Genomic DNA, 21,327 nt, shown 5'->3' with positions numbered 1-21,327 from the left:
CTTAGCTGCCTAACGGCAAACCGACGTTCAATGGCTCCTCGCCTCTTGAGAAATTAAGAAACTTTGAAATGACCCACCATCGAGGCGAGTTCAGTGTTAGCTTTTTGTAGGTCTTGAGTCACAGAGAGTGTCTGCTCGCCCCCTAGTACCAACACATCCACAATGTCGCGGATTGCCAGCATATTGTTGTTGACCTCTTGAGCAACGGCATTTTGCTCTTCAGCCGCGGTAGAGATCTGCCCGCTGAGCTCTTCTACATTGCCGACTGCACCAAAGAGTGATTCGAGACTGCCGGAAACCTCCGAGCTTGTCTCCGCAGCCTCCTGACAACGCTCACGGGTTCGCTCCATCGCGGTCACCACACCTTTTGTGCCGTTTAGCAACTTGGTCAGCATATCCCCGATCTCGGACGTACTTTGCTGGGTGCGCCCAGCCAAGGCACGGACTTCATCGGCAACAACGGCAAAGCCGCGCCCTTGCTCGCCGGCACGCGCCGCTTCGATGGCAGCATTCAGGGCCAGCAGGTTGGTTTGCTCGGCAATCTCGCCGATGACAGACAACACGGCACTGATCTGGTTCGCATCCTGGTTCATGTGCACGATATCCGCCGCCATAGCATCGAATTCTTCAATCAACGAGCTGACGGTACTGACCGAGTGGCTGACGACCCGCTGCGACTGGCTCGCCTCGGCACTGGCACACTGGGTGATTTCTGTCGATTTCGAGATGCTTTGAGCGACTGACTGCGCAGCCTCACTCATCTGGGCCATCGCTGTAACGACCTGCTCTGTTTCACGGGAGTGCGCGCCTAGCCCCTCCTTGCTTTGCTGAGCCGACACGCCCAATTGCTCGAGGCTGGCAGCAATACCTTGCGAGGCGTCATTGACCCTTAGCATCATCTGCTGGATATTGCCGATAAACTGGTTGAAGCCTGCACCGATCTGCGCCAGATCATCCTCGCCTTCAACATTGAGCCGCTGAGTCAGATCTCCGTGGCCACTACTCAAATTTTGGGTCGCCTGCTTAAGCTGCACCAAAGGCTGATAGATTCGGTTAAGCAGAAGCGTAACCGCAATGGTACTGGCTAAGGTCAGCAATACAATAGCAACCGCTGCATTGAAGATTGCATCACGAACATCCGCCAATGCGGTATGTTCATCAATAAACATCATCATGGTCCAGTAAGAACCATCACCCAGTTCAACCCGCTTGAAATAGCCCTTGAAGTCGATATCCAGGTAATGAATATCCAGCACGCCCTGCTTGTTGTCAGAAAATGCGCTTTCAATGAATCGCCACTCCGGGGTGATCTGTGACGGTCTCAAGCCAATATCAGACGGATCATCACTGGCAATAAACACATTGTTGCTATCGGAAAGGGTCGCAGCACCACCGGCAAAGTCCACCTGGCTGATTTGCGCGATCAGTTCGACTAGGGAGATGTCTGTGGTCAGCACCCCTTCACGGTTGGCAAGGGGGGTAGATACACTCACCACCATTTCGCCGGAGACAAGGTCTAGATAAGGGTCACTGATCACTGTAGCGCCCTTGCGCATCGCATTTATGTACCAGTCACGACTGATAAAGATATCCGACACGTCGAAAACGCCGTTATTCCCTCCCTTCGCAGCAAAGGTCCGGCCATCCTGATAAGCGATGGCCAAGTTAGCAACGCCATCGCTTTTGGCCAGCACGCGAATAAGGCTGAGGTTCTCCTGATCGGTTAACCCCGAGTGAAACTCGGAGCGGGTGTTCTCCAACAGGCCTCGCCTATCTTGCAGCCAGTTTTCAATCTCTCTGACATGAGCTGCCAATACACCTTCCGTCGTCGCAGTGAGTGATGCCACCATATTTCGCTGCAAGCTATTAATATTTACCATTCCGAGCGTGGTTAAACAGACAGCCATCAACAACATCACTGTCAGGTGTATCCGCGCTTTAAATCCAAGTTTCAGTTTCATCTTGTAAACAATACCAAACATAAATGCCAACTAACCAAGGCAGCACAAATCAAAAAAAAGCATGCTCAATCCAAATACGCATGCTATGTGTACGCTATCTACTTTTTACGTTTCAACTCAATATGGCAGGCAAATCATCAGTAAGATGATGAACAGCCAGCCATAACATGTCCTAGATCTAATGGATCAGGCTTAGCTAACAAGTTACAACGACCAAGGTTCTTCAGTGGTTAAATTTACAAATACCATATTTAATCATGCCCACAGGGAATAAATTGAAGTATCTCACGGTCACGTAAAAATAAAGCGACATTATTGACCAGATAAATGGATGTTTCCATGAGATAATAAAATCAGATACTAAGAAAATTGTAACTGCTCGTTGCGAGAAGCCCCAAACGCACGGAGCAAGATTTGAAATAAACATCGTGCGATGGGAGAGGACCTTCCTGTAAAAAGACCAAAAGATAGGTATGTGAAGGGAACGAGAGTTTCAACTTGGCCTTGTAACCATCAATTAGCCAACATTTTGTGTCCCTAGCGGTTATTTGACATGTAAAAGCTTAAACGTTGGCTATTTGCAATAGCATGCCACTCGAGATAACAGAATTATGTCCTACATAGTAAAATCTATACTGATATACAAATTACCCAGTTGCCCCAATTCATACTCTTTCCAATCATCAAGCGTATCGAACACCCGGTAGCCGACGTCAACACTGGTCTCAGCGCTGTAACGGTAACGAATGCCGGTTTGCCCACCAAAGGTCCAGTCATTTTTGTCATGCAAGCCAAATTTATACCCTAGGCTACCACCACCAAAAACCTGCCAGTTTCCGCTATCGGTAAACGGGTAGAGATAATCATATGCAAAATGAACACTTGTTACGCCCGATGAAAAACCATGGGAGTAATTCGCGGTAAAACGATGTGTGTCATCAAAGATTGCCCCTAGGCGAAATACCGGTTCAAATTCCAATGGCGATTCATATTTTGTCCCATCTGTTACTCCTATCCCGACAAATGACTGGGAATCTTTCGTATTAGCAGCTACGGCTGTAGCAGAGCAAGAAAGCACACAGACAACAAGTACACCTCGATAAAGCTGGTTTTCACCCATAATAAAAAACACCGTTTAAAATAAAGAGCCAAAACTACAGCAACACACTTTGGTGAAAAAGGTCAGATGGCGTTAATTCACATGAAAGATCGTTGAAAGGACGGCGGAACCACCGACGGGATAAGCAGAAAAGCTAAATAGAGCTAAAAACGAAAAACCCCGCCGAAGCGAGGTTTTAAATTTGGTGGAGCTATGCGGGATCGAACCGCAGACCTCTTCGCTGCCAGCGAAGCGCTCTCCCAGCTGAGCTATAGCCCCAAATTGTGCAAATGATAATAAAAACTTAGTTAAATCATGTCAATAGAATCAAACTCACAATGTAATCTAAGAGGTAATTTCGTGATTGACGTCACATCAACTCTCATACAGTCACAGCAGCCCTATACGGCACAAAGAAAAACGGAAGGGCAATAGCCCTTCCGTTTATTATTTGTATAAGTAAAAAAGCTTAGCTGTTTGCTTCACGCTCTGCGATAAATGCCAACGCCATCTTGATACGAGCCGCTACGCGCTCTTTACCAATCAGCTGCATAACAGCATCAACCGATGGTGACTGACCTTGACCGGTAACCGATACGCGTAATGGCATACCCACTTTACCCATACCAAGTTCCAACTCTTCACAGGTTTCTTTAATCACATTGTGAAGGTTTTCAGTCGTCCACTCTTCAAGTGCTTCAACTTTTGCCAGCGCCAGTTCAAGCGCACCTTTAGCTACTGGGCGTAGGTGCTTCTTCGCCGCACCAGCTTCAAACTCGCTGAAGTCCTGGTAGAAGTAACGTGACTGCTCAGCTAGTTCAATCAGCGTATTACAACGCTCACCCACCAACTTAATCACGTCAGTGATTGCTGGGCCGTCTGTAATCGCAATTTCTTTCTGATCTAAGTGCCACTGCAGGTACTCTGCAACGTACTCTGGTTCAGCCGTCTTGATGTAGTGGTTGTTCAACCACAACAGCTTGTCGGTATTGAATGCAGAGGCAGACTTGCTGATTGAATCAAGGCTAAATAGCTTGATCATCTCTTCCAGCGAGAAGATTTCCTGATCACCGTGTGACCAACCCAGACGAACCAAGTAGTTCAGAAGGGCCTGAGGCAAGTAACCTTCATCACGGTATTGCATCACGCTTACCGCACCATGGCGCTTAGACAGTTTCGCACCGTCATCACCCAGGATCATTGCACAGTGGGCAAACTCAGGTACAGGTGCACCCAGTGCCTCATAGATGTTGATCTGACGAGGCGTGTTATTGATGTGATCTTCACCACGTACAACTTGGGTAATACCCATATCCCAGTCATCAACAACCACACAGAAGTTGTAGGTTGGGCTGCCATCTGTACGGCGAATGATAAGGTCATCCAGCTCGCTGTTGGCAATTTCAATACGACCACGTACATGGTCATTAAATACCACCGTACCCTCTTTCGGGTTACGGAAGCGAATAACAAACGGCGAGTCTTCTGTCGCTGCTGCGTTAGCCGCTACAATTTTAGGATGGTTTGCATCATAACGAGGTTTTACACCTGCAGCCATTTGCTCTTCACGAAGCTCGTCTAGTAGCTCTTTCGGGCAGTAACACTTATATGCCTTGTCTTCTGAAAGAAGTTGGTCAATAAGCTGGTTATAACGATCAAAACGTTTGGTCTGGTAGTAAGGACCTTCATCCCAATTCAGACCCAACCACTCCATACCCTCAAGAATGGCGTCGATCGCTTCCTGTGTAGAGCGCTCAAGGTCAGTATCTTCGATACGAAGAACAAATTCGCCACCCATGTGTTTAGCGAACAACCAAGAATATAGAGCCGTACGAGCACCACCAACGTGCAAAAAGCCTGTTGGGCTCGGTGCAAAGCGAGTTTTAACCGTCATTGAACATTACCTAGTTTATGAAGGAGCAGCAGCACCGAAAGCGTGCCACTGCAAAAAAATATGGCTGATATTCTATCATTGTTAAGCAAATCTACAATCTTATCTCTTTCGCGTAGTTCAATAGGCTGTAAGCTCGCCTCAAGGTGTCGCTTCTATCGATCCTGACCATAAGCGTGACGGGTCACATGCCTCTTGGCAAACAAATGCAGACACAATGGTAAAGAAAGGAGTGCAAAACTTCATAACCTTAAGGTTCTGCTATCACTAATGACAAAACAGGGGCTCTGGTATTTCTAAGAAAAAACAAATACAAAATAACATACAGTTTTCAGAAACTTTATTTAACAAGCGAAAGAGTATGAATTGACTATTATTTTTCCTTGTTAATTTACTTAATAAAAATACTCTCCCAGCCAAACAAACGAATAAATAAAATTAAAACGACAAAAAAAATCACACCTTAAAAATAAGAACCCCTATTATCACGGGTTTTACCCACAATAAAGACAACACATAAACACATGATTTATAAAGGTAATGTAAAACACAGGCGTTAGACTTATTTCTTTGTATAAATTTAGGTTAATTTTCGAAATTTTTTTGACCTTTACCTTGTCCTATACATAAACTGAATTGAAGTGATAAGCAACGGAGTTAATTATCTGAATTCAAGCAATGGATGGCTTGCTCTCTTTCACCTAATGAATAACTGAGGTTTATATGAAAAGTGTAATTGTTGTAGCAATGGCCACATTTTTATTTATGTCAGGTAATGCAATGGCTAACTCAAGTGCTAGTTCTGGCGGAGCCAAGGCATCATCGGCAGCAGGACCTTGGGTTGAGTGCCAACTACCGGATGGAAAAATGGATTATACCCCACTGATGATCTGCAAACTGCAAAAGAATGGTACTGTAAAGTAACAGCCCCTCTTGTGGGAGTGGCTAGAATCCACTCCCATCGAATTCTTATTGTTGATTCGCCCATTTAATAAATGTGGCCCTTTGCTGCTCCGGAAGGCGTAAGAAATCAGCTTGCAGTAAAATCAATGCATTGCCTGCCGACACTGGTGATTCGGTTGCTTGAGCTACAGTACTACTGGTCGTGACTGCGGTGGCGGATTGGTAGTTGATGGACGGTCGTGTTTTTTCCTCGACCGCAAACCCGTTATCAACGTTATAGGTTAACAGTTCACGCTCATAGTCACGGACAATCCCCGTTCCCCTCGGCAGCAAGCCCTGGTGAAAATCAGTGTAAGCACGCCCGTTCATTGTCACCTTCAGCGACGGCTTTTTGTCGAACCCCTTGATCTGATCATCACGAATGATTACCCGGCCCGCACTAACATCAATATCGGCATCAGAAATATCAAACGTTAGAACAACCGGATAGGTGAGAAACTTCTTGAATTCACCATTATATGAAACAAGCTTGGAAACCCGTGCAACCAGTTGGTTGGGGCCGTTATCGAGCTCCACCTTACTAGGTGCAGTGGAGAATGCGCTTAATGCCTTACCGTTGACAGCCAACAATTCGACATCACGCTCAAACGAGACGTTAACCATAGCTTGCGAGCTGGCCGAGGCAAGTAGCGTCGCAATGGCTAGCCATGACTTTATTTGTGTATTCATATGCACCCCTTAAAGCAATGCGAGCATCCCGAAAGATGCCCGCAATATCATGTCTCTAACCTGTGTTACACAAGATTAGAAGTAGTATTCAGCACCGAATAGGAAGCGAGTACCATCTGCGCTCTTGTCGTTACCTAGCATGTCGTAGTTACGCACGTCGAAGTAAATCGCTGTGCTTGGTAGCAAGTACATCACACGACCAGTGATTGCCTGAGACGCTGTATCCTTAGTGAATACGCCGTTGTCATCACGGTCTACGGCTTTATCTACGTCAGTTGTTGCTGCATAACCGATTTTGTAGACCCAAGTCTGGTCAACCATGTACTGTGCAGTGGCAGAGTATGCATCCTGCTGGTTGTCTGTAAGGTCGTTCCACATAGGCTTATACGCTGCAGTGAACGTGAAGTCGCCAACATTCAAGCTACCGCCAACGATAGCATATGATATGTCACCAGCTTTATTACCAGCAGAATCTTTGTAATCAGCTTGCGTGTAGTAACCCGCGTGAATGTTAAAGTTCGAGCCTGTGTAGCCTGCCGCAGCCGATGCAACAACAGCATCAGTAGTTTCATTCATGCCGCTCAACGTCGCCTGAACTTTCACGCCGCCCCAGTTAGCAGAGTCGAAACGGATAGTGTGGTTGGCGCGGTCAGCAAAACCTGCGTCAATGGCGTTGTGCCAATCGAATACATTACCTAGACCTGGGTTTGTGTGTGGCCAGTCAACGTAATCGTAAGCGGCAACTAGCTGACGACCGTATTTGATTTGGCCAATGCCGTCAAATTCGAAACCGACATAAGTATCACGGCCACCGAATGCGCCAAGGCCATCGCCGTTACCATCACCGCCGTTGTCTGCATTGCCAGTTTCCATCTGGTAGATGAAAGCAGGCGACATAGCGTCAAAGCTTACTTTGCCGCGAATACCGATACGTGATTCGATTTCAACGTTAACGTTATTATCTTTACCTTTGCCGTCAGCATTCCAGTACTGCAGGTTACCTGCTGCCTGTCCGTAAAGAACAACATTTTCTCCAGCAAGTTCGATTGCTGCATTTGCGTTACCCGCAACTGCGGTCATTGCAATAGCCGCACCCAGTAGAGAACGTTTGAACATCTTTTCCATGGAAAACTCCTAAAAATACTAGCTGTGTTTACTTGTGCCCAAAAGGTTGGCCGCCGTGGGCAACAAGTAACTCTCCCGATATGTTAGCCAGGTAGATATCCTGACCAATTCATATTTTTTCGTTTTAAGTTGAACTGCTGTCTAACTTCACCCCTAAGACTACTTTCATGACAAAAAACATCAAACAGAACTTAATTTATTCTTTAAAAAATATGACTCACTGCAAACTTTAGGGAGATTAGTGATCCGGATCAACCCTTGATGACACCCTAAAGCAACAATAGCAAAAATTCAATTAAATCAAAACTTTAGGTCCTATAAAACCTAGTATTTACTCGAGATGGCGTTTTATTGCTCAACCTACTTTACCGCATCCTTTTCTTTCACGATGACAAATTTCTTCTCAAAAACCTCAATTAACTTCGAGACAAAAAATAACAACAAAGCATGAAAAGAAATAAAAAAAAACAGCTCTAAAGACATAGCCTTAGAGCTGTTAAACGTTAATTTCGTTAAAAAATTACTTTTTGACGAAATTAACGGGCCATGAAGTCAACAAGCTGTTGCTCATCCCAAACTTCGATACCAAGTTCTTGAGCTTTAGTGAGTTTTGACCCTGCAGCTTCACCAGCAACCAGCAAATCCGTCTTCTTAGATACACTGCCTGTGACCTTGGCCCCCAGGTTTTGCAATGCTGCTTTGGCCTCCGAGCGCGACAACTGCGACAAACTCCCCGTCAACACAACAATTTTTCCTTCTAGGGGTAATTCAACATCATCCGCACGTTTTTCTATCGCTGGCCAGTGAATACCAACCTCGATGAGATCCTTGATCACAGCCAGGTTGTGCTCTTCCCGGAAAAAGTTGTAGACATGGGCCGCGACGATTTCACCGACATCGGAGACTTCGATCAACTGCTCTTTGCTCGCCGACTCAATAGCGGGCAAGGTTTCAAAGTGTGCGGCCAAGTTAGCTGCTGTCGCTTCACCGACTTCGCGGATCCCCAGTGAATACAAGAAACGCGACAGTGTGGTGAGCTTAGAAGAAGACAAGGAATCAACCAATTTCTGGGCTGACTTCGGTCCCATTCTTTCCAATACAGTCACCACGCCAGCCGATAGCTTGAATAAGTCGGCTGGCGTAGCTACCATCTCGCGATCAACTAGCTGCTCGATGATCTTTTCACCGCAGCCATCAACATCCAGTGCTTTTCGGGAAACAAAGTGCTTCAAGGCTTCTTTGCGCTGTGCCTGGCAGAAAAGACCGCCTGAGCAACGAGCCACCGCCTCACCTTCAACTCGTTCAACTTTTGAATTACACACTGGGCAAGACTCAGGAAAAACAATCGGCGTCGCATCAGCAGGACGGCGGGATTCAATCACTGAGGCTATCTGTGGGATCACATCACCAGCACGGCGGATCACCACCGTATCGCCAACCATGACGCCCAGGCGAGAAATTTCATCAGCATTGTGCAGCGTTGCATTACTGACCGTCACGCCACCGACAAAAACGGGCTCCAGTTTTGCCACCGGGGTAATCGCACCGGTTCGCCCCACTTGGAACTCGACGTTTTTCAATGTGGTGAGCTCTTCCTGTGCCGGAAACTTGTAGGCAATTGCCCAGCGTGGGGCGCGAGCTACAAAACCAAGCTGCTGCTGAAGCACAACATCATCAATCTTGATCACTACACCGTCAATTTCATAAGGCAGGGCTTCACGTTTATCACCTATCATCTGATGGTAAGTGATCACTTCATCCATGCTGGCCAATTGGCGGATCTCAGGGCACATCGGCAGGCCCCACCCTTTAAGCTGAACCAAGCGTTCATACTGGCTTGGCGCCAGAACCAGCCCTTCGACCACGCCCACGGAATAGGCATAGAAACTCAAAGGACGAGTGGCGGTGATCTTTGAATCCAACTGGCGCAGGCTGCCTGCGGCTGCATTACGCGGATTGGCGAAGGTCTTTTCACCTTTCTTCAACGCTTTTTGATTCAGCGCTTCAAAACCTTTTTTCGGCATGAATACTTCGCCGCGTACCTCAAGACGCGCCGGCCAGCCTTCACCGCGAAGTTTCAACGGTATAGAACGAATCGTACGAACATTTTCTGTAATATTCTCCCCCGTCGACCCATCACCTCGGGTCGCCGCTTGGATCAATACGCCATTTTCATACATCAAACTCACCGCCAAGCCATCCAGTTTCGGCTCACAACAGTAGGTCAACGAGGATACCGACAGCAAGCGATCGAGCATTCGCTTTTCAAACGCATGAAGATCGTCATCATTGAATGCATTGTCGAGCGACAGCATCGGAATTTCATGGGTGATCTGGGTAAATCCATCAAGCGGCTTGCCACCGACTCGCTGACTTGGGGAGTCCACGCTTACCAACGCTGGGTTTTCGGCCTCAATCGCCAGCAACTGCTGCATCATCCGGTCGTATTCTACATCCGGAATTTCCGGGTTGTCTTCTACGTAATAGCGGTGACCGTGATAGGCGAGAAGTTCACGCAACTCATTGAGCTGCTGCTGAATGTCGTGGCTCATATATGTACCTGTTCTAATACCAAGTCGCTTTACCCTCTGGGGGTTAGCTAGAAAAAAAGGATATAAAAAACAAGGCCCCTTATACCAAGACGTATAAAGGGGCCAATTTGTATTCGTTCCGCTCAATGTGACTATAACTAATTGCTAGCTATAGCGTTGCGCCTTATCACGATAGCCGCTGATCCGGTGCGGAGTGATCAGATTACGTTCATGATCAAGCACATCACCACCAAGGCTATCAGCAATACGCTGAACAGTTTGTAGCATCAAGTTGAAGTTCTGATCCGCTCGGCCAACCTCAGCCGGTAGCATCAAGTAGAACGCCACTCCTGGAGTCTCGAAACTATCACTGCCACCTTCAGGGAAGTGAGCCGGATGAACCATATTGGTTACGCTAAAGATAGCGGGTCCAGTACCTACCGCATCGACATGCCGGTGATAAACTGAGTTTTCACCAAAAATCAGGTGGTTCTGCTCAAAGGCATTAAATAATCGGCTGCCACGGAACATCTCACCGTTACGAGAATGAACGTTCAATACCAAGTAGTCGGGAGGAAGCACTTCGGCTTCCACTGGCGGCAGCTCGGGCTGCTCAACCGGCAATGTCTCTTCGACGTCTAAGATAGGTTCAACCGTTGGTTCAAACACCGCTGGCTCTGCTATTTCAGCGCTTTTAGCTGTTTCTACGGAGGCAACCGTTTCAGCAACGCTTGTTGGCTCCGAGGTTGCAATAGCCGGTTCTGCCCCATTTACGCTAGGCGTGTGCTGGGCAGCTTGCTGAGAACTTTCGATGGACTCAATCGAGGCGCTTTCATCGAAAGTTACATGCTCAGCCGTTTCCACATTTAATACAGGCTCGACTTTTTCAGCGGCCTTAATGCTAGGCTGCTGCTTAATCTGTTCTTGTTTCACGGCTTGTGGTTCAGCTGGCGCAAGGTTATCTGTAGTCGCAGGTGCTGCCACTTTTTCAGCCGTGGGCTCTTCCATCGGCGTGTTCTTGACCTCTGGCACAGGAGCCGCTTTAGCTTGTCCGTCCAATAACGGATCAGCCTCCAGCTTCGCACCAAAGTGCAATTCTGGCTCTTTCCTTTCCTGACGAGGCGCTTCCGCTGGCACATTTTCAGAGCCGACGACCCTGACACTACCTACACCATCCTTATCAAAACCTTCCGAATCTCGGGAAGCCTTGTTCAACTTACCCAGTGGCTTCTCACCAAATTTTGCAGGCTTTTCCTTCCGACTACTCCACAATCCGTGGAGCAACAACCCTGCTATAGCGAGCGCACCGACAATAATAAGAACCAGACGCAATTCCTGCATATGAACACTCTGAATTTACTTGTAACCCATGACCGGGCAAATCAACATCTGGATTACACCCTCTGGCAAGCCAGTGTGTAACCTCAACTACTTAGCTTTGCACTTTTTATCACAGACTGACATGACACTATGACAATAAAGTGCAAATTAAAAAGCCAACGACAGCCCTTCAGTGAAGTCGTTTACAACATTCATTATGGACTTAACTTTGCTCTAATGTATCAAAACTCAATTCAGAATGAGAAGGTGAATGTCGTTATTCGTGCAAGATAGTGCTACCGAGCACAAAAATGAACAAGCTTTGACCGTTTTTAACGTCATTCGCCCGACTCTGAGCGGCGCTAATTTGCTTATAGCCATTAATCACCGTTACTATCATTGCCAACACTGATCATCTCTGTCTGCATTCTGATTACTTGCCAAGGAGCCTATATGCAATCATCCCGGCAGCCCCACCCCCAACTTTCAGCCCCGTTGAGTGGTGCCGGTTATTTCTTTCGTGGAATTTCGCTAGCAACCCAGCCAGGCACGCGACGTTTCGTGCTGCTTCCTCTACTGATTAATATCGTACTGTTCGGTACGGCATTTGGCTTGGTATTAAGCCAGCTAGGTACATGGATTGACGGTTGGATGAACCAGTTGCCCAGTTGGCTCGACTGGCTTTCTTACCTGCTGTGGCCACTGCTTGCCATAGCGACCTTAGTTACCTTCTCCTATCTGTTCAGCACAATAGCCAACTGGATCGCCGCACCTTTCAATGGCCTACTCGCCGAGCACCTCGAAGCCAAGCTAACTGGCCAGAAAGCACCAGATACTGGGATCACAGGCGTGATGAAAGATTTTCCGCGGATCATGCACCGCGAGTGGATCAAGTTGAAATATTACCTGCCCAAAGCTATCGGGCTATTCATTTTGCTGTGGATCCCTGCCGTTGGCCAGACTGTCGGTCCGGTACTGTGGTTCTTGTTCAGTGCCTGGATGATGAGTATCCAGTACGCCGATTACCCATTCGACAACCACAAAGTTCCTTTCACGACAATGCGCGACGCACTGAAAACCAAGCGCGGTACATCTTTGAGCTTTGGTAGTTTAGTTATGGTGTGCACCATGACCCCTATCGTCAATTTGTTCGTGATGCCAGTTGCCGTTTGTGGCGCAACCGCCATGTGGGTTGACCACTACCGCGAGCAGCACCGTCACTATTAATTATGGGGCTAGATCCTAGATCCTAGAACCTAGTTCCTAGAGAGCTCTGGGCTCTGGGCTCTGGGTCAAACGGCTACTTCCAATTGACTCTCGTCCTAGGAACGAGGATCCCGCTCTTCCTGTTTTTCCACTATTCCCTCTAGAAACCAGTTTCTCATTCCTAGCAGCCCCATATAACAATAAGATATAACTACAAATTACTTTGCAAACATCTTTTACGGGTTATGCTTAACGTGTCTTATGTTTTTAAACGCGTTACGAAGGAACGACAATAATGAGCAAGATCTACGAAGATAACTCCCTGACAATTGGTAACACTCCGCTCGTTCGCCTTAACCGAGTTAGTAAAGGAAACGTCTTGGCTAAGGTTGAAGCCCGTAACCCTAGCTTCAGCGTTAAATGTCGTATCGGTGCCAATATGATTTGGGACGCCGAAAAGAAAGGTATTTTGAAAGAAGGTGTCGAGCTTGTTGAACCAACGAGTGGTAACACAGGTATTGCTCTTGCGTTTGTTGCTTCAGCCCGTGGTTATAAGCTAACGCTAACCATGCCAGAGAGCATGAGCCTTGAGCGCCGTAAGCTACTAAAAGCACTGGGGGCAAACCTTGTTCTGACCGAAGCACCAAAAGGTATGAAAGGTGCTATTGAGAAGGCAGAGGAAATTGTCGCTTCCAACCCTGAAAAATACCTGTTGCTTCAGCAATTCAACAACCCAGCTAACCCTGAAATCCACGAAAAAACAACCGGTCCTGAAATTTGGGATGCGACCGATGGCGAAATCGATGTATTCGTGTCAGGTGTCGGCACTGGCGGTACGCTGACCGGTGTTAGCCGCTACATCAAACAGCAAAAAGGCAAAGCGATTACGACCGTTGCGGTTGAGCCAAGTGAATCCCCTGTCATCACGCAAGCGCTTAATGGCGATGAAATCAAACCGGCTCCTCACAAAATCCAAGGTATTGGTGCGGGCTTTATTCCTGGCAACCTTGAGCTTGATCTCATTGATGAAGTTGAGCGCGTAAGTTCGGAAGATGCAATTGATATGGCACGCCGCCTAATGGAAGAAGAAGGCATCTTGGCTGGTATTTCTTCTGGGGCAGCAGTAGTAGCAGCCAATCGCATCGCAGAACGCCCAGAATTTGCCGGCAAAAACATTGTTGTAGTGCTACCAAGTTCAGCTGAACGCTACCTATCATCAGCACTGTTTGCCGGTATCTTCACGGACAAAGAAACCCAACAGTGATCACACTTTTCGGTGTTACCACTCCGATTGTGACCCAAAAGCCTCCCTTAGGGGGGCTTTTTTGTTGCATTTTGACCGAAGCTTTAATATAAATCCGTTGTGTTTTATTTCTAGCTTCAAAATAAAAGGTCAAAAAACAAACTGGCCGAAGTTGGAAAAGTGAGAAAAGTCACTAAAAATTGACTTGGATTAATCTCAAACACCGAACTGTTGGGTAGTTTATAATCCCAGTTAGCGAGCTTAGCGTAAACAGGTTAAGCTTACTTTCAGTTACGTTAATATTAAATAAATAATATCTATATCGGGGTGAAAAATGTATCAGAAGCAAGTTGAGATCACTGCAGAAAACGGTCTACACACTCGTCCAGCGGCTCAGTTCGTTAAAGAAGCAAAAGCTTTCGACGCTGACATCACAGTGACTTCAAACGGCAAAAGCGCAAGCGCTAAGAGCCTATTCAAGCTTCAGACTCTAGGTCTAGTAAAAGGCACAGTAGTAACAATCGCTGCTGAAGGCACTCAGGCTCAACAAGCTGTTGACCACCTAGTTGCTCTAATGGATGAACTGCACTAATACGCAGTCTGTTTATTACTTCCCCTAGTTTCAAGTATATTTTAAGGTAAGGCTATGATTTCAGGTATCCTGGCATCTCCTGGTATTGCTTTTGGTAAAGCACTACTTTTGCAGGAAGAAGCGGTTGTTCTTAACAAAACGCCAATTACTGCGGACCAAGTTGAGAGCGAAATTCAGCGTTTCTTCGACGCTCGAAAAAAATCTTCTGAGCAACTAGAAGTTATCAAAGAAAAAGCACGTGTGACCTTCGGTGAAGAGAAGGAAGCCATCTTTGAAGGCCATATCATGTTGCTGGAAGATGAAGAGCTAGAAGAAGAAATCATAGCCTTCATTAAAGAAAACAATGCCTCTGCTGATCTTGCTATCTACAGCATTATCGAAGAGCAAGCAGCAACGCTTGAGTCATTGGATGATGAATACCTAAAAGAGCGTGCTACCGACATTCGCGATATCGGTAACCGTTTTGTGAAAAACGCACTAGGTATCAGCATCGTCAACCTAAGCGCTATCAACGAAGAAGTTATCCTGGTTGCTAACGACCTGACACCTTCTGAAACTGCGCAAATCAACCTAGATTACGTACTTGGCTTCATCACTGATATCGGTGGTCGCACTTCGCACACCTCTATCATGGCCCGTTCTCTAGAGCTACCTGCTATCGTAGGTACAAATGACATCACAGCTCAGGTTAAGAATGGCGATATGCTAATTCTTGATGCAATCAACAATAAGGTTGTTATCAACCCATCTGACGCTGAAGTAACCCAATTCAAAGCGATCCGTGACGCAAACATTGCCGAGAAAGAAGAGCTAGCAAAACTGAAAGATTTGCCAGCTATCACCCTTGACGGCAAGCAAGTAGAAGTCTGCGGTAACATCGGTACAGTAAAAGACTGTGACGGTATTAACCGTAACGGCGGTGAAGGTGTTGGCCTGTACCGTACCGAGTTCCTATTCATGGACCGTGACGCGCTTCCTACCGAGGAAGAGCAGTACGCTGCATACAAAGACGTTGCTGAAGCAATGCATGGCGAGCCAGTGATCATCCGTACAATGGATATCGGTGGTGACAAAGATCTACCGTACATGGATCTGCCACAAGAAATGAACCCATTCCTAGGCTGGCGTGCGGTTCGTATCAGCCTTGATCGTCGCGAAATCCTACGTGACCAGCTACGCGGTATCCTACGTGCATCTGCACACGGCAAAATTCGCATCATGTTCCCGATGATTATCTCTGTTGAGGAAATCCGTGAACTGAAAGCTGCGATTGAAGAATACAAAGCAGAGCTTCGCTCTGAAGGTTTGGCATTCGACGAAAACATCGAAATCGGTGTGATGGTTGAAACACCAGCCGCAGCAGCAATCGCTCACCACCTGGCAAAAGAAGTTGAGTTCTTTAGTATTGGTACTAACGACTTAACCCAGTATACTCTTGCTGTTGACCGTGGTAATGAGCTGATTTCTCACCTTTACAACCCACTATCACCTGCAGTCCTAACCGTGATCAAGCAAGTTATCGATGCTTCTCACAAAGAAGGCAAGTGGACAGGTATGTGTGGCGAGCTAGCGGGTGATGAGCGTGCAACCCTACTACTTCTAGGTATGGGCTTGGACGAATTCAGCATGAGCGGAATTTCGATTCCACGCATTAAGAAAATTATCCGCAACGCTAATTTTGCTGATGTTAAAGCAATGGCTGAGCAAGCACTTGCTATGCCTACTGCTGCTGAAATTGAAGCTCACGTAGAAAAATTCATCGCAGAAAAGACCATCTGCTAATATAGCTGCAGATAGAATAAAAACGCTTAGGAGCAACGATATGGGTCTGTTTGACAAATTAAAGAAGCTGGTTTCTGATGACAACACTGAAGTTGGTGCTATCGAAATCATTGCACCACTTTCTGGTGAAATCGTAAACATCGAAGATGTGCCAGATGTTGTTTTCGCAGAGAAAATCGTTGGTGACGGTATCGCTATCAAACCTGCTGGCAACAAAATGGTTGCACCAGTAAACGGTACTATCGGCAAAATCTTCGAAACTAACCACGCTTTCTCTATCGAGTCTGACGACGGCATCGAGCTTTTCGTTCACTTCGGTATCGACACTGTTGAACTGAAAGGTGAAGGCTTCACTCGCATCGCTGAGGAAGGCCAAACAGTTAAAGTTGGTGACACTATCATCGAATTCGATCTAGCACTTCTAGAAGAGAAAGCGAAATCAACTCTTACTCCAGTTGTTATCTCTAACATGGACGAAATCAAAGAGCTGAACAAACTTTCTGGCGCAACAACTGTGGGTGAAACTCCAGTTCTTCGCATCAAGAAGTAAGATTGTTTCAATCTTTGCCAAAAGCGCTGCCCTCGGGCGGCGCTTTTTGTTTATCTGGCGATTGGCGATTGGCGATTGGCGATTGGCGATTGGCGATTGGCGATTGGCGATTGGCGATTCAAGTAGTCTAGGTTTAAGAAAATAGAGTCAATAAAAAAGGAGGCAATACAAACATTACCTCCCTCATTCATTTTTCCCAGCACCAAGCTCCTACCTATCGCCTAGTGCCAATAGCCTTTAGCCGCTATCTTATAGCGAATTAAGCATCTCGACTGAAGGTGCAAAGAAGTAAGCACCAGTTACCGCAGTCGTAAAACGCAGCAACTGATCGGTCTTGCCGTCTGTGTGGCCGTACATGCTCTCCAGCATCGCTCTGAAGTTATGCTGAGTGTGACAGTATGCAATGAACAGCAAGCCGTGATCGCCGCTTACAGAGCCATATGGCAGGCTATGGCGAACAATCTTCAGGCCCTTGCCTTCTTCCTTGATATCCACACGGCCCACGTGTGAGGCTGCCGGCACATCTTCCAATTCGATAGAATCAGGCTTAGTACGACCGACTACTTTCTCCTGTGCCTGAATATTCAAACGGTTCCAGGCAGGTAGGTTGTGGACAAAGCGCTGCAGCATCACAAAGCTGCCACCGGCAAAGTCACCCTCTTTGATCAGTGCAACATCCTGGCGCGCTTCTAGCGTCTTCGGATTCTCGGTGCCATCAACGAAGTCGGTCATATCACGCGAATCAAGGTACTTGAAACCATAGGTTTCATCCAGCACCTCGACATGCTCAGCAATAGGCGAAATAAACTGGCGCAATAAGTAGAAATTCAAGTCATGGCGGCTTGAGTTAAGGTGCAGCAGCACATCGCCACCGGTTGCCGGAGCAGTAACTTCTCCTTCACCTAGCGGGGCAAAGTCCTCAAACTCGGCAGGCGAGCCTTTTTCCAGTGAGGTCCAGAACGCTTTACCAAAAGCAATACTGGCTCTTAGCTCAGCACCCGGCTGCTGGCTGTTGATCTCATCAACCAGAGAGTGAACTTGCTGGCAGCGCTCAACAAGCGCCTTGGTATCACCTGTTGCCTTCATGACAACATACAATGCAAATGGTCCTGCTTCAGGCAAAATCAAAGGTTGTGCCGTAGCCATATTTTTCTCCTAACTTATTATCGTCGCTGATCCCCAAACGACTAAGGTATACAGCATTATGATGCTCAAAGTATAACGAGAATGCTTTATGGAAAATTGATCATTGTCAGCTGAGTGAGATTACCTTCTACAAATCAATAGGGTAAATGCGTATATCGTCAACGGTTATATCAACTATTACTGGTACAGCCCAATCATCCACTTACCCAGGCTGATTATATAAACGCTGAAGAGCCCTGAATTGTTCAATTTTTGTCTATTTTAACCTGCTATGATGGGGTGAAACATATACAAGCACAACACATTAGCTCAAACCAATAACAAGGATAAGATCATGGAAATAAGTTCATCATCATTTCCGGCTAAAGACGTGGCAGGCCCCCTTTACCAAGCGAAGCAAACACAAAAGCTGGTTGATATTCACCAACAAAGTACGAATAAATTCAAAGAAGATCCGAAGAAGGATCCTGATACAGCCGTTATCTCGGCCGACAACAAAGCCCAAACCCAAGAACACCGCTTGATCATCAAAAAAAAAGTGGCTGATGCTATTGATGAACACCGCCCCAGCAAGCCTGATTTCTATAGCCAGAACATTACCCCCGATCCGGGGACTGGCAACGGTAAGGTGCTAGATACTGCGGTTTAAGGTATGACAAACAGCAAAAAGCCCGCAAAAATTGCGGGCTTTTGAATATGAAAAAGTCGTATTTAGCGCTTATACCGATGTCACTTCTACCTGAAGCTTCACTTGCTGATCACCGCTATTATCCAGCCCTTCAAACATTGTTGGGGCATTTAAACCTGTAGATAGCGTTGGTGATACCAGTGTACGCCAACCGCCGTCATCAAGCCGCTCCTGAACCTTGAACGCGATCTTAACTTCTTCCGCCGACACTTCCAGCAACTCGGCGCTGCCGACTAATTCTCGGCTGCTATCTTCACTATCAATGTTGCTACCAAAGAAGACGGTCTCTTCTCCCGGTAATAATGACAGCGAGGTATTTACCGACTGAGTGCTACCTGTCGCACCCGTCAGTTCAAAATTCACATCTAATAGCCAATCGGCCATGGCTAACGGGCTCAACAGTGCGCTAAACAGCACCAACCCTTTACCCCAATCATTCATTGTACGTACCTCTCTACGGGCTTGTCCGCAAATGTATTTCTGACCCTAGAGCTTCTAAGCAGGTACCCTCCAAGCCAGAATGTCAGCAGTAGGCTGACCGCTCGGGTCCAGCTGAAGGCCCCATGGGTCAACATCAACTGATACATTTGCAAAACACTATCTGTTGTATAAGTCAGCAGTAGGATCCCTTTCCCTTGCTGCCATACAAAATTTATTAATTTTTTATTTTTGTGTCGGTATCCAGCCATCCACATATAGATAAGTGCCGGAAGACCCAACAGCATTGCCAGATATAAGTTCTCTCGCAATGGATACAAAATCTCTAAGACTTGGGCCCCTTGCTGGCGGCTTGCGCCCGCCATAACGAAAATCACCCAGCCTTTGGCACTGAACAACCAGCATAACCACAACATGGCTGATGGTTTCAACAAGCCATGCTTGTCGTAGGCTTCTATCGGATATAACACTTCTTTTCCCTGTATCTCACTGCTTAATATGCAATGGAGGTTTCACCATGGTATTTCAATAGCCAATTGTATCTTTGGCTGTGATGACCATGATTTTATCTTCGGGAGCCGATATAACAACACTGTTCAGTACTAGGCACACCTTAATCTATCTGCCCACAACTACCACCCGAAGTGGTAATTTCTGTGGTTCAACGCACTATTTGAACATTCATCTTGTAGGTAAGATCACGTTCTGTGGGATGAGAACGGCCATTTTTCTAGTTTTATTACAGAAATCACATCAGAAATAAATATGCTCAAACTCTAACAATTTACCGAATATCTATTAATATTCATTATGTTAATGGATATTAATACAAATTTCGACCTGTTCATTATTCGTTCAGGCTCTGTAAGATTCCTACCTCTTTAGAAGGATAAAAATGACAGAAATGTGCTAATTGGTGTTGTCGGCGGTATAATCCAGCCAACGAATATGATGGATAAGATTAACGATGGCAAACAAGCCCCCCCAAGGGACCCCGTCCCCAGAAACCCAAGCAGAAGCAATGAAAATTGCTCGTTCGACCCAAAAGCCTGGACAGACCAAAGAGCAGACTAAACTTATTGCTCAGGGGATCCAGCACGGTATCGAGCAGTACAAAAAACAGCAAAAAGCCAAAGCCCGTGAACGCGACAAGCTACGCAAGAAACAAACCAGAGACCGCACCCAGGCCCAAGACATTGAGCCCGTAACTGCAGAGCACACCGTACCGCAGCAAGAGGCCGCAAATAAACAATCTTGGTTGCCTTGGCTATTGCTGGTTGCCTCTTGGCTGGGCTTTATAGGTTACCTTCAATTCGGTTAAATCTAACAAGGACTCACGGATGAATAAACAACATCGTTTTCGTTTTATTCCCTTCATAACCATGCTCGCTCTGTTGACGGGATGTGGCAGCCCAGACTCTGCTTCACATAGCGGGACAGCAAAAGTGAACCAGCCCTGCGGAGGAAAGCCTAATTGCGTCAGTACGCTGGATTCCCGAGAAGAGCATAACTTGGCCCCTTTCATCCTCAGCAGCGAAGGCATTGAGCAATGGCAACATATTGAAGAGATGGCACTTTCTCTTCCTGGTGCCTCGCTTGCCACAAAGACAGACCATTATTTCCGGGTAGAATGTACCAGTAAGGTTTTCCAGTTTGTCGATGATTTCGAGGTTAAAAAGCAAGCCAACCAACTTGTGGTCCGTTCCGAATCCCGTATCGGCTATTCCGATTTCGGGGTTAACCGCAATCGCGCTGATAGCTTCCGGGCTATGCTGGAAAAGGCAGGGTACCTTAGCCATAAATAGCAGCAGAGCTGAAACTAATTGCAAGTGATTATCATTTAGATCTAAAATCAGAACAATACCCTGATGGAGGATCACAATGAGCGTCGCCAGTTATTTGTTGTTCTGTTTATTGGGGCTGCTAACCATGCTATTGGTGCAGGGACTTGAAGCCATCCTCTTATTGCTGGGAGCTGCTGACGTTTCAGCCCTCTCAAGCCACTTAGCCTCTTGGCTCCTCATCGACAGCATCTGGTTGGCCGTGATTGCTATCGGCCTTTATCATCAGTACAGCAAGCAATAAAAAAGCCATGCTGAACAGCATGGCTTTGATTTTCAAAG

The 21,327-nt window shown here is 46.7% G+C and carries 21 protein-coding genes and 1 tRNA gene; 11 read left to right on the top strand and 11 right to left on the bottom strand.

The annotated features are described in order from the left end of the window. Positions 1-53: 53 nt before the first annotated feature. The 4 genes from C9I99_RS20180 to gltX form a co-directional block, all read right to left on the bottom strand. Entirely contained in the window at positions 54-1,961 is a 1,908-nt protein-coding gene (locus C9I99_RS20180; RefSeq protein WP_243734658.1) for a methyl-accepting chemotaxis protein, read from the bottom strand. Between the two features lie 616 nt (positions 1,962-2,577). Next, positions 2,578-3,081, bottom strand: coding sequence for a hypothetical protein (locus C9I99_RS20175; protein WP_107350629.1), 504 nt, complete (start codon positions 3,079-3,081; stop codon positions 2,578-2,580). 182 nt (positions 3,082-3,263) lie between these two features. Further along, positions 3,264-3,339: transfer RNA gene (locus C9I99_RS20170), tRNA-Ala, on the bottom strand. A 190-nt stretch (positions 3,340-3,529) separates the two neighbouring features. After that, positions 3,530-4,954, bottom strand: a complete 1,425-nt coding sequence (gene gltX, locus C9I99_RS20165; RefSeq protein ID WP_107350628.1) for a glutamate--tRNA ligase — start codon at positions 4,952-4,954, stop codon at positions 3,530-3,532. A 720-nt stretch (positions 4,955-5,674) separates the two neighbouring features. On the opposite strand from gltX, the gene C9I99_RS20160 reads away from it, so the two are divergent. Then, positions 5,675-5,875: a hypothetical protein gene (locus C9I99_RS20160; protein WP_107350627.1), complete on the top strand. Its 201-nt coding sequence runs from the start codon at positions 5,675-5,677 to the stop codon at positions 5,873-5,875. Between the two features lie 45 nt (positions 5,876-5,920). On the opposite strand, the gene C9I99_RS20155 is transcribed toward C9I99_RS20160, so the two are convergent. From C9I99_RS20155 to zipA, 4 genes are all read right to left on the bottom strand, one after another. After that, the gene (locus C9I99_RS20155; RefSeq protein WP_107350626.1) at positions 5,921-6,583 is read right to left on the bottom strand and encodes a DUF2057 family protein; all 663 of its coding nucleotides are present in this window, start codon (positions 6,581-6,583) and stop codon (positions 5,921-5,923) included. Between the two features lie 75 nt (positions 6,584-6,658). Continuing rightward, on the bottom strand, positions 6,659-7,708 hold the full coding sequence (locus tag C9I99_RS20150) for a porin (protein WP_107350625.1): 1,050 nt from the start codon (positions 7,706-7,708) through the stop codon (positions 6,659-6,661). A 536-nt stretch (positions 7,709-8,244) separates the two neighbouring features. Then, positions 8,245-10,260, bottom strand: coding sequence for an NAD-dependent DNA ligase LigA (gene ligA / locus C9I99_RS20145; protein ID WP_107350624.1), 2,016 nt, complete (start codon positions 10,258-10,260; stop codon positions 8,245-8,247). A gap of 144 nt (positions 10,261-10,404) precedes the next feature. Next, positions 10,405-11,580: a cell division protein ZipA gene (zipA, locus tag C9I99_RS20140; RefSeq protein WP_107350623.1), complete on the bottom strand. Its 1,176-nt coding sequence runs from the start codon at positions 11,578-11,580 to the stop codon at positions 10,405-10,407. 432 nt (positions 11,581-12,012) lie between these two features. Here zipA and cysZ point away from each other — a divergent pair, with 432 nt between their 5' ends. From cysZ to C9I99_RS27585, 6 genes are all read left to right on the top strand, one after another. After that, positions 12,013-12,786, top strand: coding sequence for a sulfate transporter CysZ (cysZ, locus tag C9I99_RS20135; RefSeq protein WP_107350622.1), 774 nt, complete (start codon positions 12,013-12,015; stop codon positions 12,784-12,786). Between the two features lie 274 nt (positions 12,787-13,060). Beyond that, complete coding sequence (gene cysK, locus C9I99_RS20130) at positions 13,061-14,029, top strand: cysteine synthase A (RefSeq protein ID WP_107350621.1); 969 nt, start codon at positions 13,061-13,063, stop codon at positions 14,027-14,029. A 313-nt stretch (positions 14,030-14,342) separates the two neighbouring features. Further along, positions 14,343-14,600: an HPr family phosphocarrier protein gene (locus C9I99_RS20125; protein WP_107350620.1), complete on the top strand. Its 258-nt coding sequence runs from the start codon at positions 14,343-14,345 to the stop codon at positions 14,598-14,600. Between the two features lie 54 nt (positions 14,601-14,654). Then, complete coding sequence (gene ptsI / locus C9I99_RS20120) at positions 14,655-16,382, top strand: phosphoenolpyruvate-protein phosphotransferase PtsI (RefSeq protein ID WP_107350619.1); 1,728 nt, start codon at positions 14,655-14,657, stop codon at positions 16,380-16,382. A 40-nt stretch (positions 16,383-16,422) separates the two neighbouring features. Next, positions 16,423-16,932 (top strand): PTS glucose transporter subunit IIA, encoded by a 510-nt coding sequence (crr, locus tag C9I99_RS20115; RefSeq protein ID WP_107350618.1) that lies wholly within the window; start codon positions 16,423-16,425, stop codon positions 16,930-16,932. Positions 16,933-16,934: 2 nt separating this feature from the next. Beyond that, entirely contained in the window at positions 16,935-17,063 is a 129-nt protein-coding gene (locus C9I99_RS27585; protein WP_280523314.1) for a hypothetical protein, read from the top strand. A 118-nt stretch (positions 17,064-17,181) separates the two neighbouring features. On the opposite strand, the gene C9I99_RS20110 is transcribed toward C9I99_RS27585, so the two are convergent. Then, a complete protein-coding gene (locus C9I99_RS20110; protein ID WP_107350617.1) occupies positions 17,182-18,078 on the bottom strand; it encodes a Dyp-type peroxidase in 897 nt (298 codons plus the stop codon). Positions 18,079-18,412: 334 nt separating this feature from the next. Here C9I99_RS20110 and C9I99_RS20105 point away from each other — a divergent pair, with 334 nt between their 5' ends. Next, entirely contained in the window at positions 18,413-18,727 is a 315-nt protein-coding gene (locus C9I99_RS20105) for a hypothetical protein (protein ID WP_107350616.1), read from the top strand. Positions 18,728-18,796: 69 nt separating this feature from the next. Here C9I99_RS20105 and C9I99_RS20100 read toward each other — a convergent pair whose 3' ends face one another. Together C9I99_RS20100 and C9I99_RS20095 are read right to left on the bottom strand one after the other, a co-directional pair. Then, complete coding sequence (locus C9I99_RS20100; protein WP_107350615.1) at positions 18,797-19,207, bottom strand: hypothetical protein; 411 nt, start codon at positions 19,205-19,207, stop codon at positions 18,797-18,799. Continuing rightward, positions 19,204-19,674: a DUF2919 domain-containing protein gene (locus C9I99_RS20095; RefSeq protein ID WP_107350614.1), complete on the bottom strand. Its 471-nt coding sequence runs from the start codon at positions 19,672-19,674 to the stop codon at positions 19,204-19,206. The genes C9I99_RS20100 and C9I99_RS20095 overlap by 4 nt, the downstream gene beginning before the upstream one ends. Positions 19,675-20,171: 497 nt before the next feature. Between C9I99_RS20095 and C9I99_RS20090 the strand changes: the two genes are divergently transcribed. The 3 genes from C9I99_RS20090 (at position 20,172) to C9I99_RS20080 (ending at position 21,289) form a co-directional block, all read left to right on the top strand. Then, a complete protein-coding gene (locus tag C9I99_RS20090) occupies positions 20,172-20,525 on the top strand; it encodes a DUF2956 domain-containing protein (protein ID WP_107350613.1) in 354 nt (117 codons plus the stop codon). A 19-nt stretch (positions 20,526-20,544) separates the two neighbouring features. Further along, on the top strand, positions 20,545-21,009 hold the full coding sequence (locus C9I99_RS20085; protein ID WP_243734657.1) for a DUF1499 domain-containing protein: 465 nt from the start codon (positions 20,545-20,547) through the stop codon (positions 21,007-21,009). Between the two features lie 76 nt (positions 21,010-21,085). Continuing rightward, a complete protein-coding gene (locus C9I99_RS20080) occupies positions 21,086-21,289 on the top strand; it encodes a hypothetical protein (protein ID WP_107350612.1) in 204 nt (67 codons plus the stop codon). Positions 21,290-21,327 lie beyond the last annotated feature (38 nt).

Source organism: Photobacterium lutimaris (assembly GCF_003025555.1).
Taxonomy (GTDB): domain Bacteria; phylum Pseudomonadota; class Gammaproteobacteria; order Enterobacterales; family Vibrionaceae; genus Photobacterium; species Photobacterium lutimaris.
Note: the sequence above shows the minus strand (reverse complement) of the source record. Positions and strands in the feature narration are given on the sequence as shown.

Coding starts and splice junctions, on each gene's coding strand:
- C9I99_RS20180 (WP_243734658.1), bottom strand. CDS start 1,961: ATGAAACTGAAACTTGGATTTAAAGCGCGGATACACCTGACAGTGATG.
- C9I99_RS20175 (WP_107350629.1), bottom strand. CDS start 3,081: ATGGGTGAAAACCAGCTTTATCGAGGTGTACTTGTTGTCTGTGTGCTT.
- gltX (WP_107350628.1), bottom strand. CDS start 4,954: ATGACGGTTAAAACTCGCTTTGCACCGAGCCCAACAGGCTTTTTGCAC.
- C9I99_RS20160 (WP_107350627.1), top strand. CDS start 5,675: ATGAAAAGTGTAATTGTTGTAGCAATGGCCACATTTTTATTTATGTCA.
- C9I99_RS20155 (WP_107350626.1), bottom strand. CDS start 6,583: ATGAATACACAAATAAAGTCATGGCTAGCCATTGCGACGCTACTTGCC.
- C9I99_RS20150 (WP_107350625.1), bottom strand. CDS start 7,708: ATGGAAAAGATGTTCAAACGTTCTCTACTGGGTGCGGCTATTGCAATG.
- ligA (WP_107350624.1), bottom strand. CDS start 10,260: ATGAGCCACGACATTCAGCAGCAGCTCAATGAGTTGCGTGAACTTCTC.
- zipA (WP_107350623.1), bottom strand. CDS start 11,580: ATGCAGGAATTGCGTCTGGTTCTTATTATTGTCGGTGCGCTCGCTATA.
- cysZ (WP_107350622.1), top strand. CDS start 12,013: ATGCAATCATCCCGGCAGCCCCACCCCCAACTTTCAGCCCCGTTGAGT.
- cysK (WP_107350621.1), top strand. CDS start 13,061: ATGAGCAAGATCTACGAAGATAACTCCCTGACAATTGGTAACACTCCG.
- C9I99_RS20125 (WP_107350620.1), top strand. CDS start 14,343: ATGTATCAGAAGCAAGTTGAGATCACTGCAGAAAACGGTCTACACACT.
- ptsI (WP_107350619.1), top strand. CDS start 14,655: ATGATTTCAGGTATCCTGGCATCTCCTGGTATTGCTTTTGGTAAAGCA.
- crr (WP_107350618.1), top strand. CDS start 16,423: ATGGGTCTGTTTGACAAATTAAAGAAGCTGGTTTCTGATGACAACACT.
- C9I99_RS20110 (WP_107350617.1), bottom strand. CDS start 18,078: ATGGCTACGGCACAACCTTTGATTTTGCCTGAAGCAGGACCATTTGCA.
- C9I99_RS20105 (WP_107350616.1), top strand. CDS start 18,413: ATGGAAATAAGTTCATCATCATTTCCGGCTAAAGACGTGGCAGGCCCC.
- C9I99_RS20100 (WP_107350615.1), bottom strand. CDS start 19,207: ATGAATGATTGGGGTAAAGGGTTGGTGCTGTTTAGCGCACTGTTGAGC.
- C9I99_RS20090 (WP_107350613.1), top strand. CDS start 20,172: ATGGCAAACAAGCCCCCCCAAGGGACCCCGTCCCCAGAAACCCAAGCA.
- C9I99_RS20085 (WP_243734657.1), top strand. CDS start 20,545: ATGAATAAACAACATCGTTTTCGTTTTATTCCCTTCATAACCATGCTC.
- C9I99_RS20080 (WP_107350612.1), top strand. CDS start 21,086: ATGAGCGTCGCCAGTTATTTGTTGTTCTGTTTATTGGGGCTGCTAACC.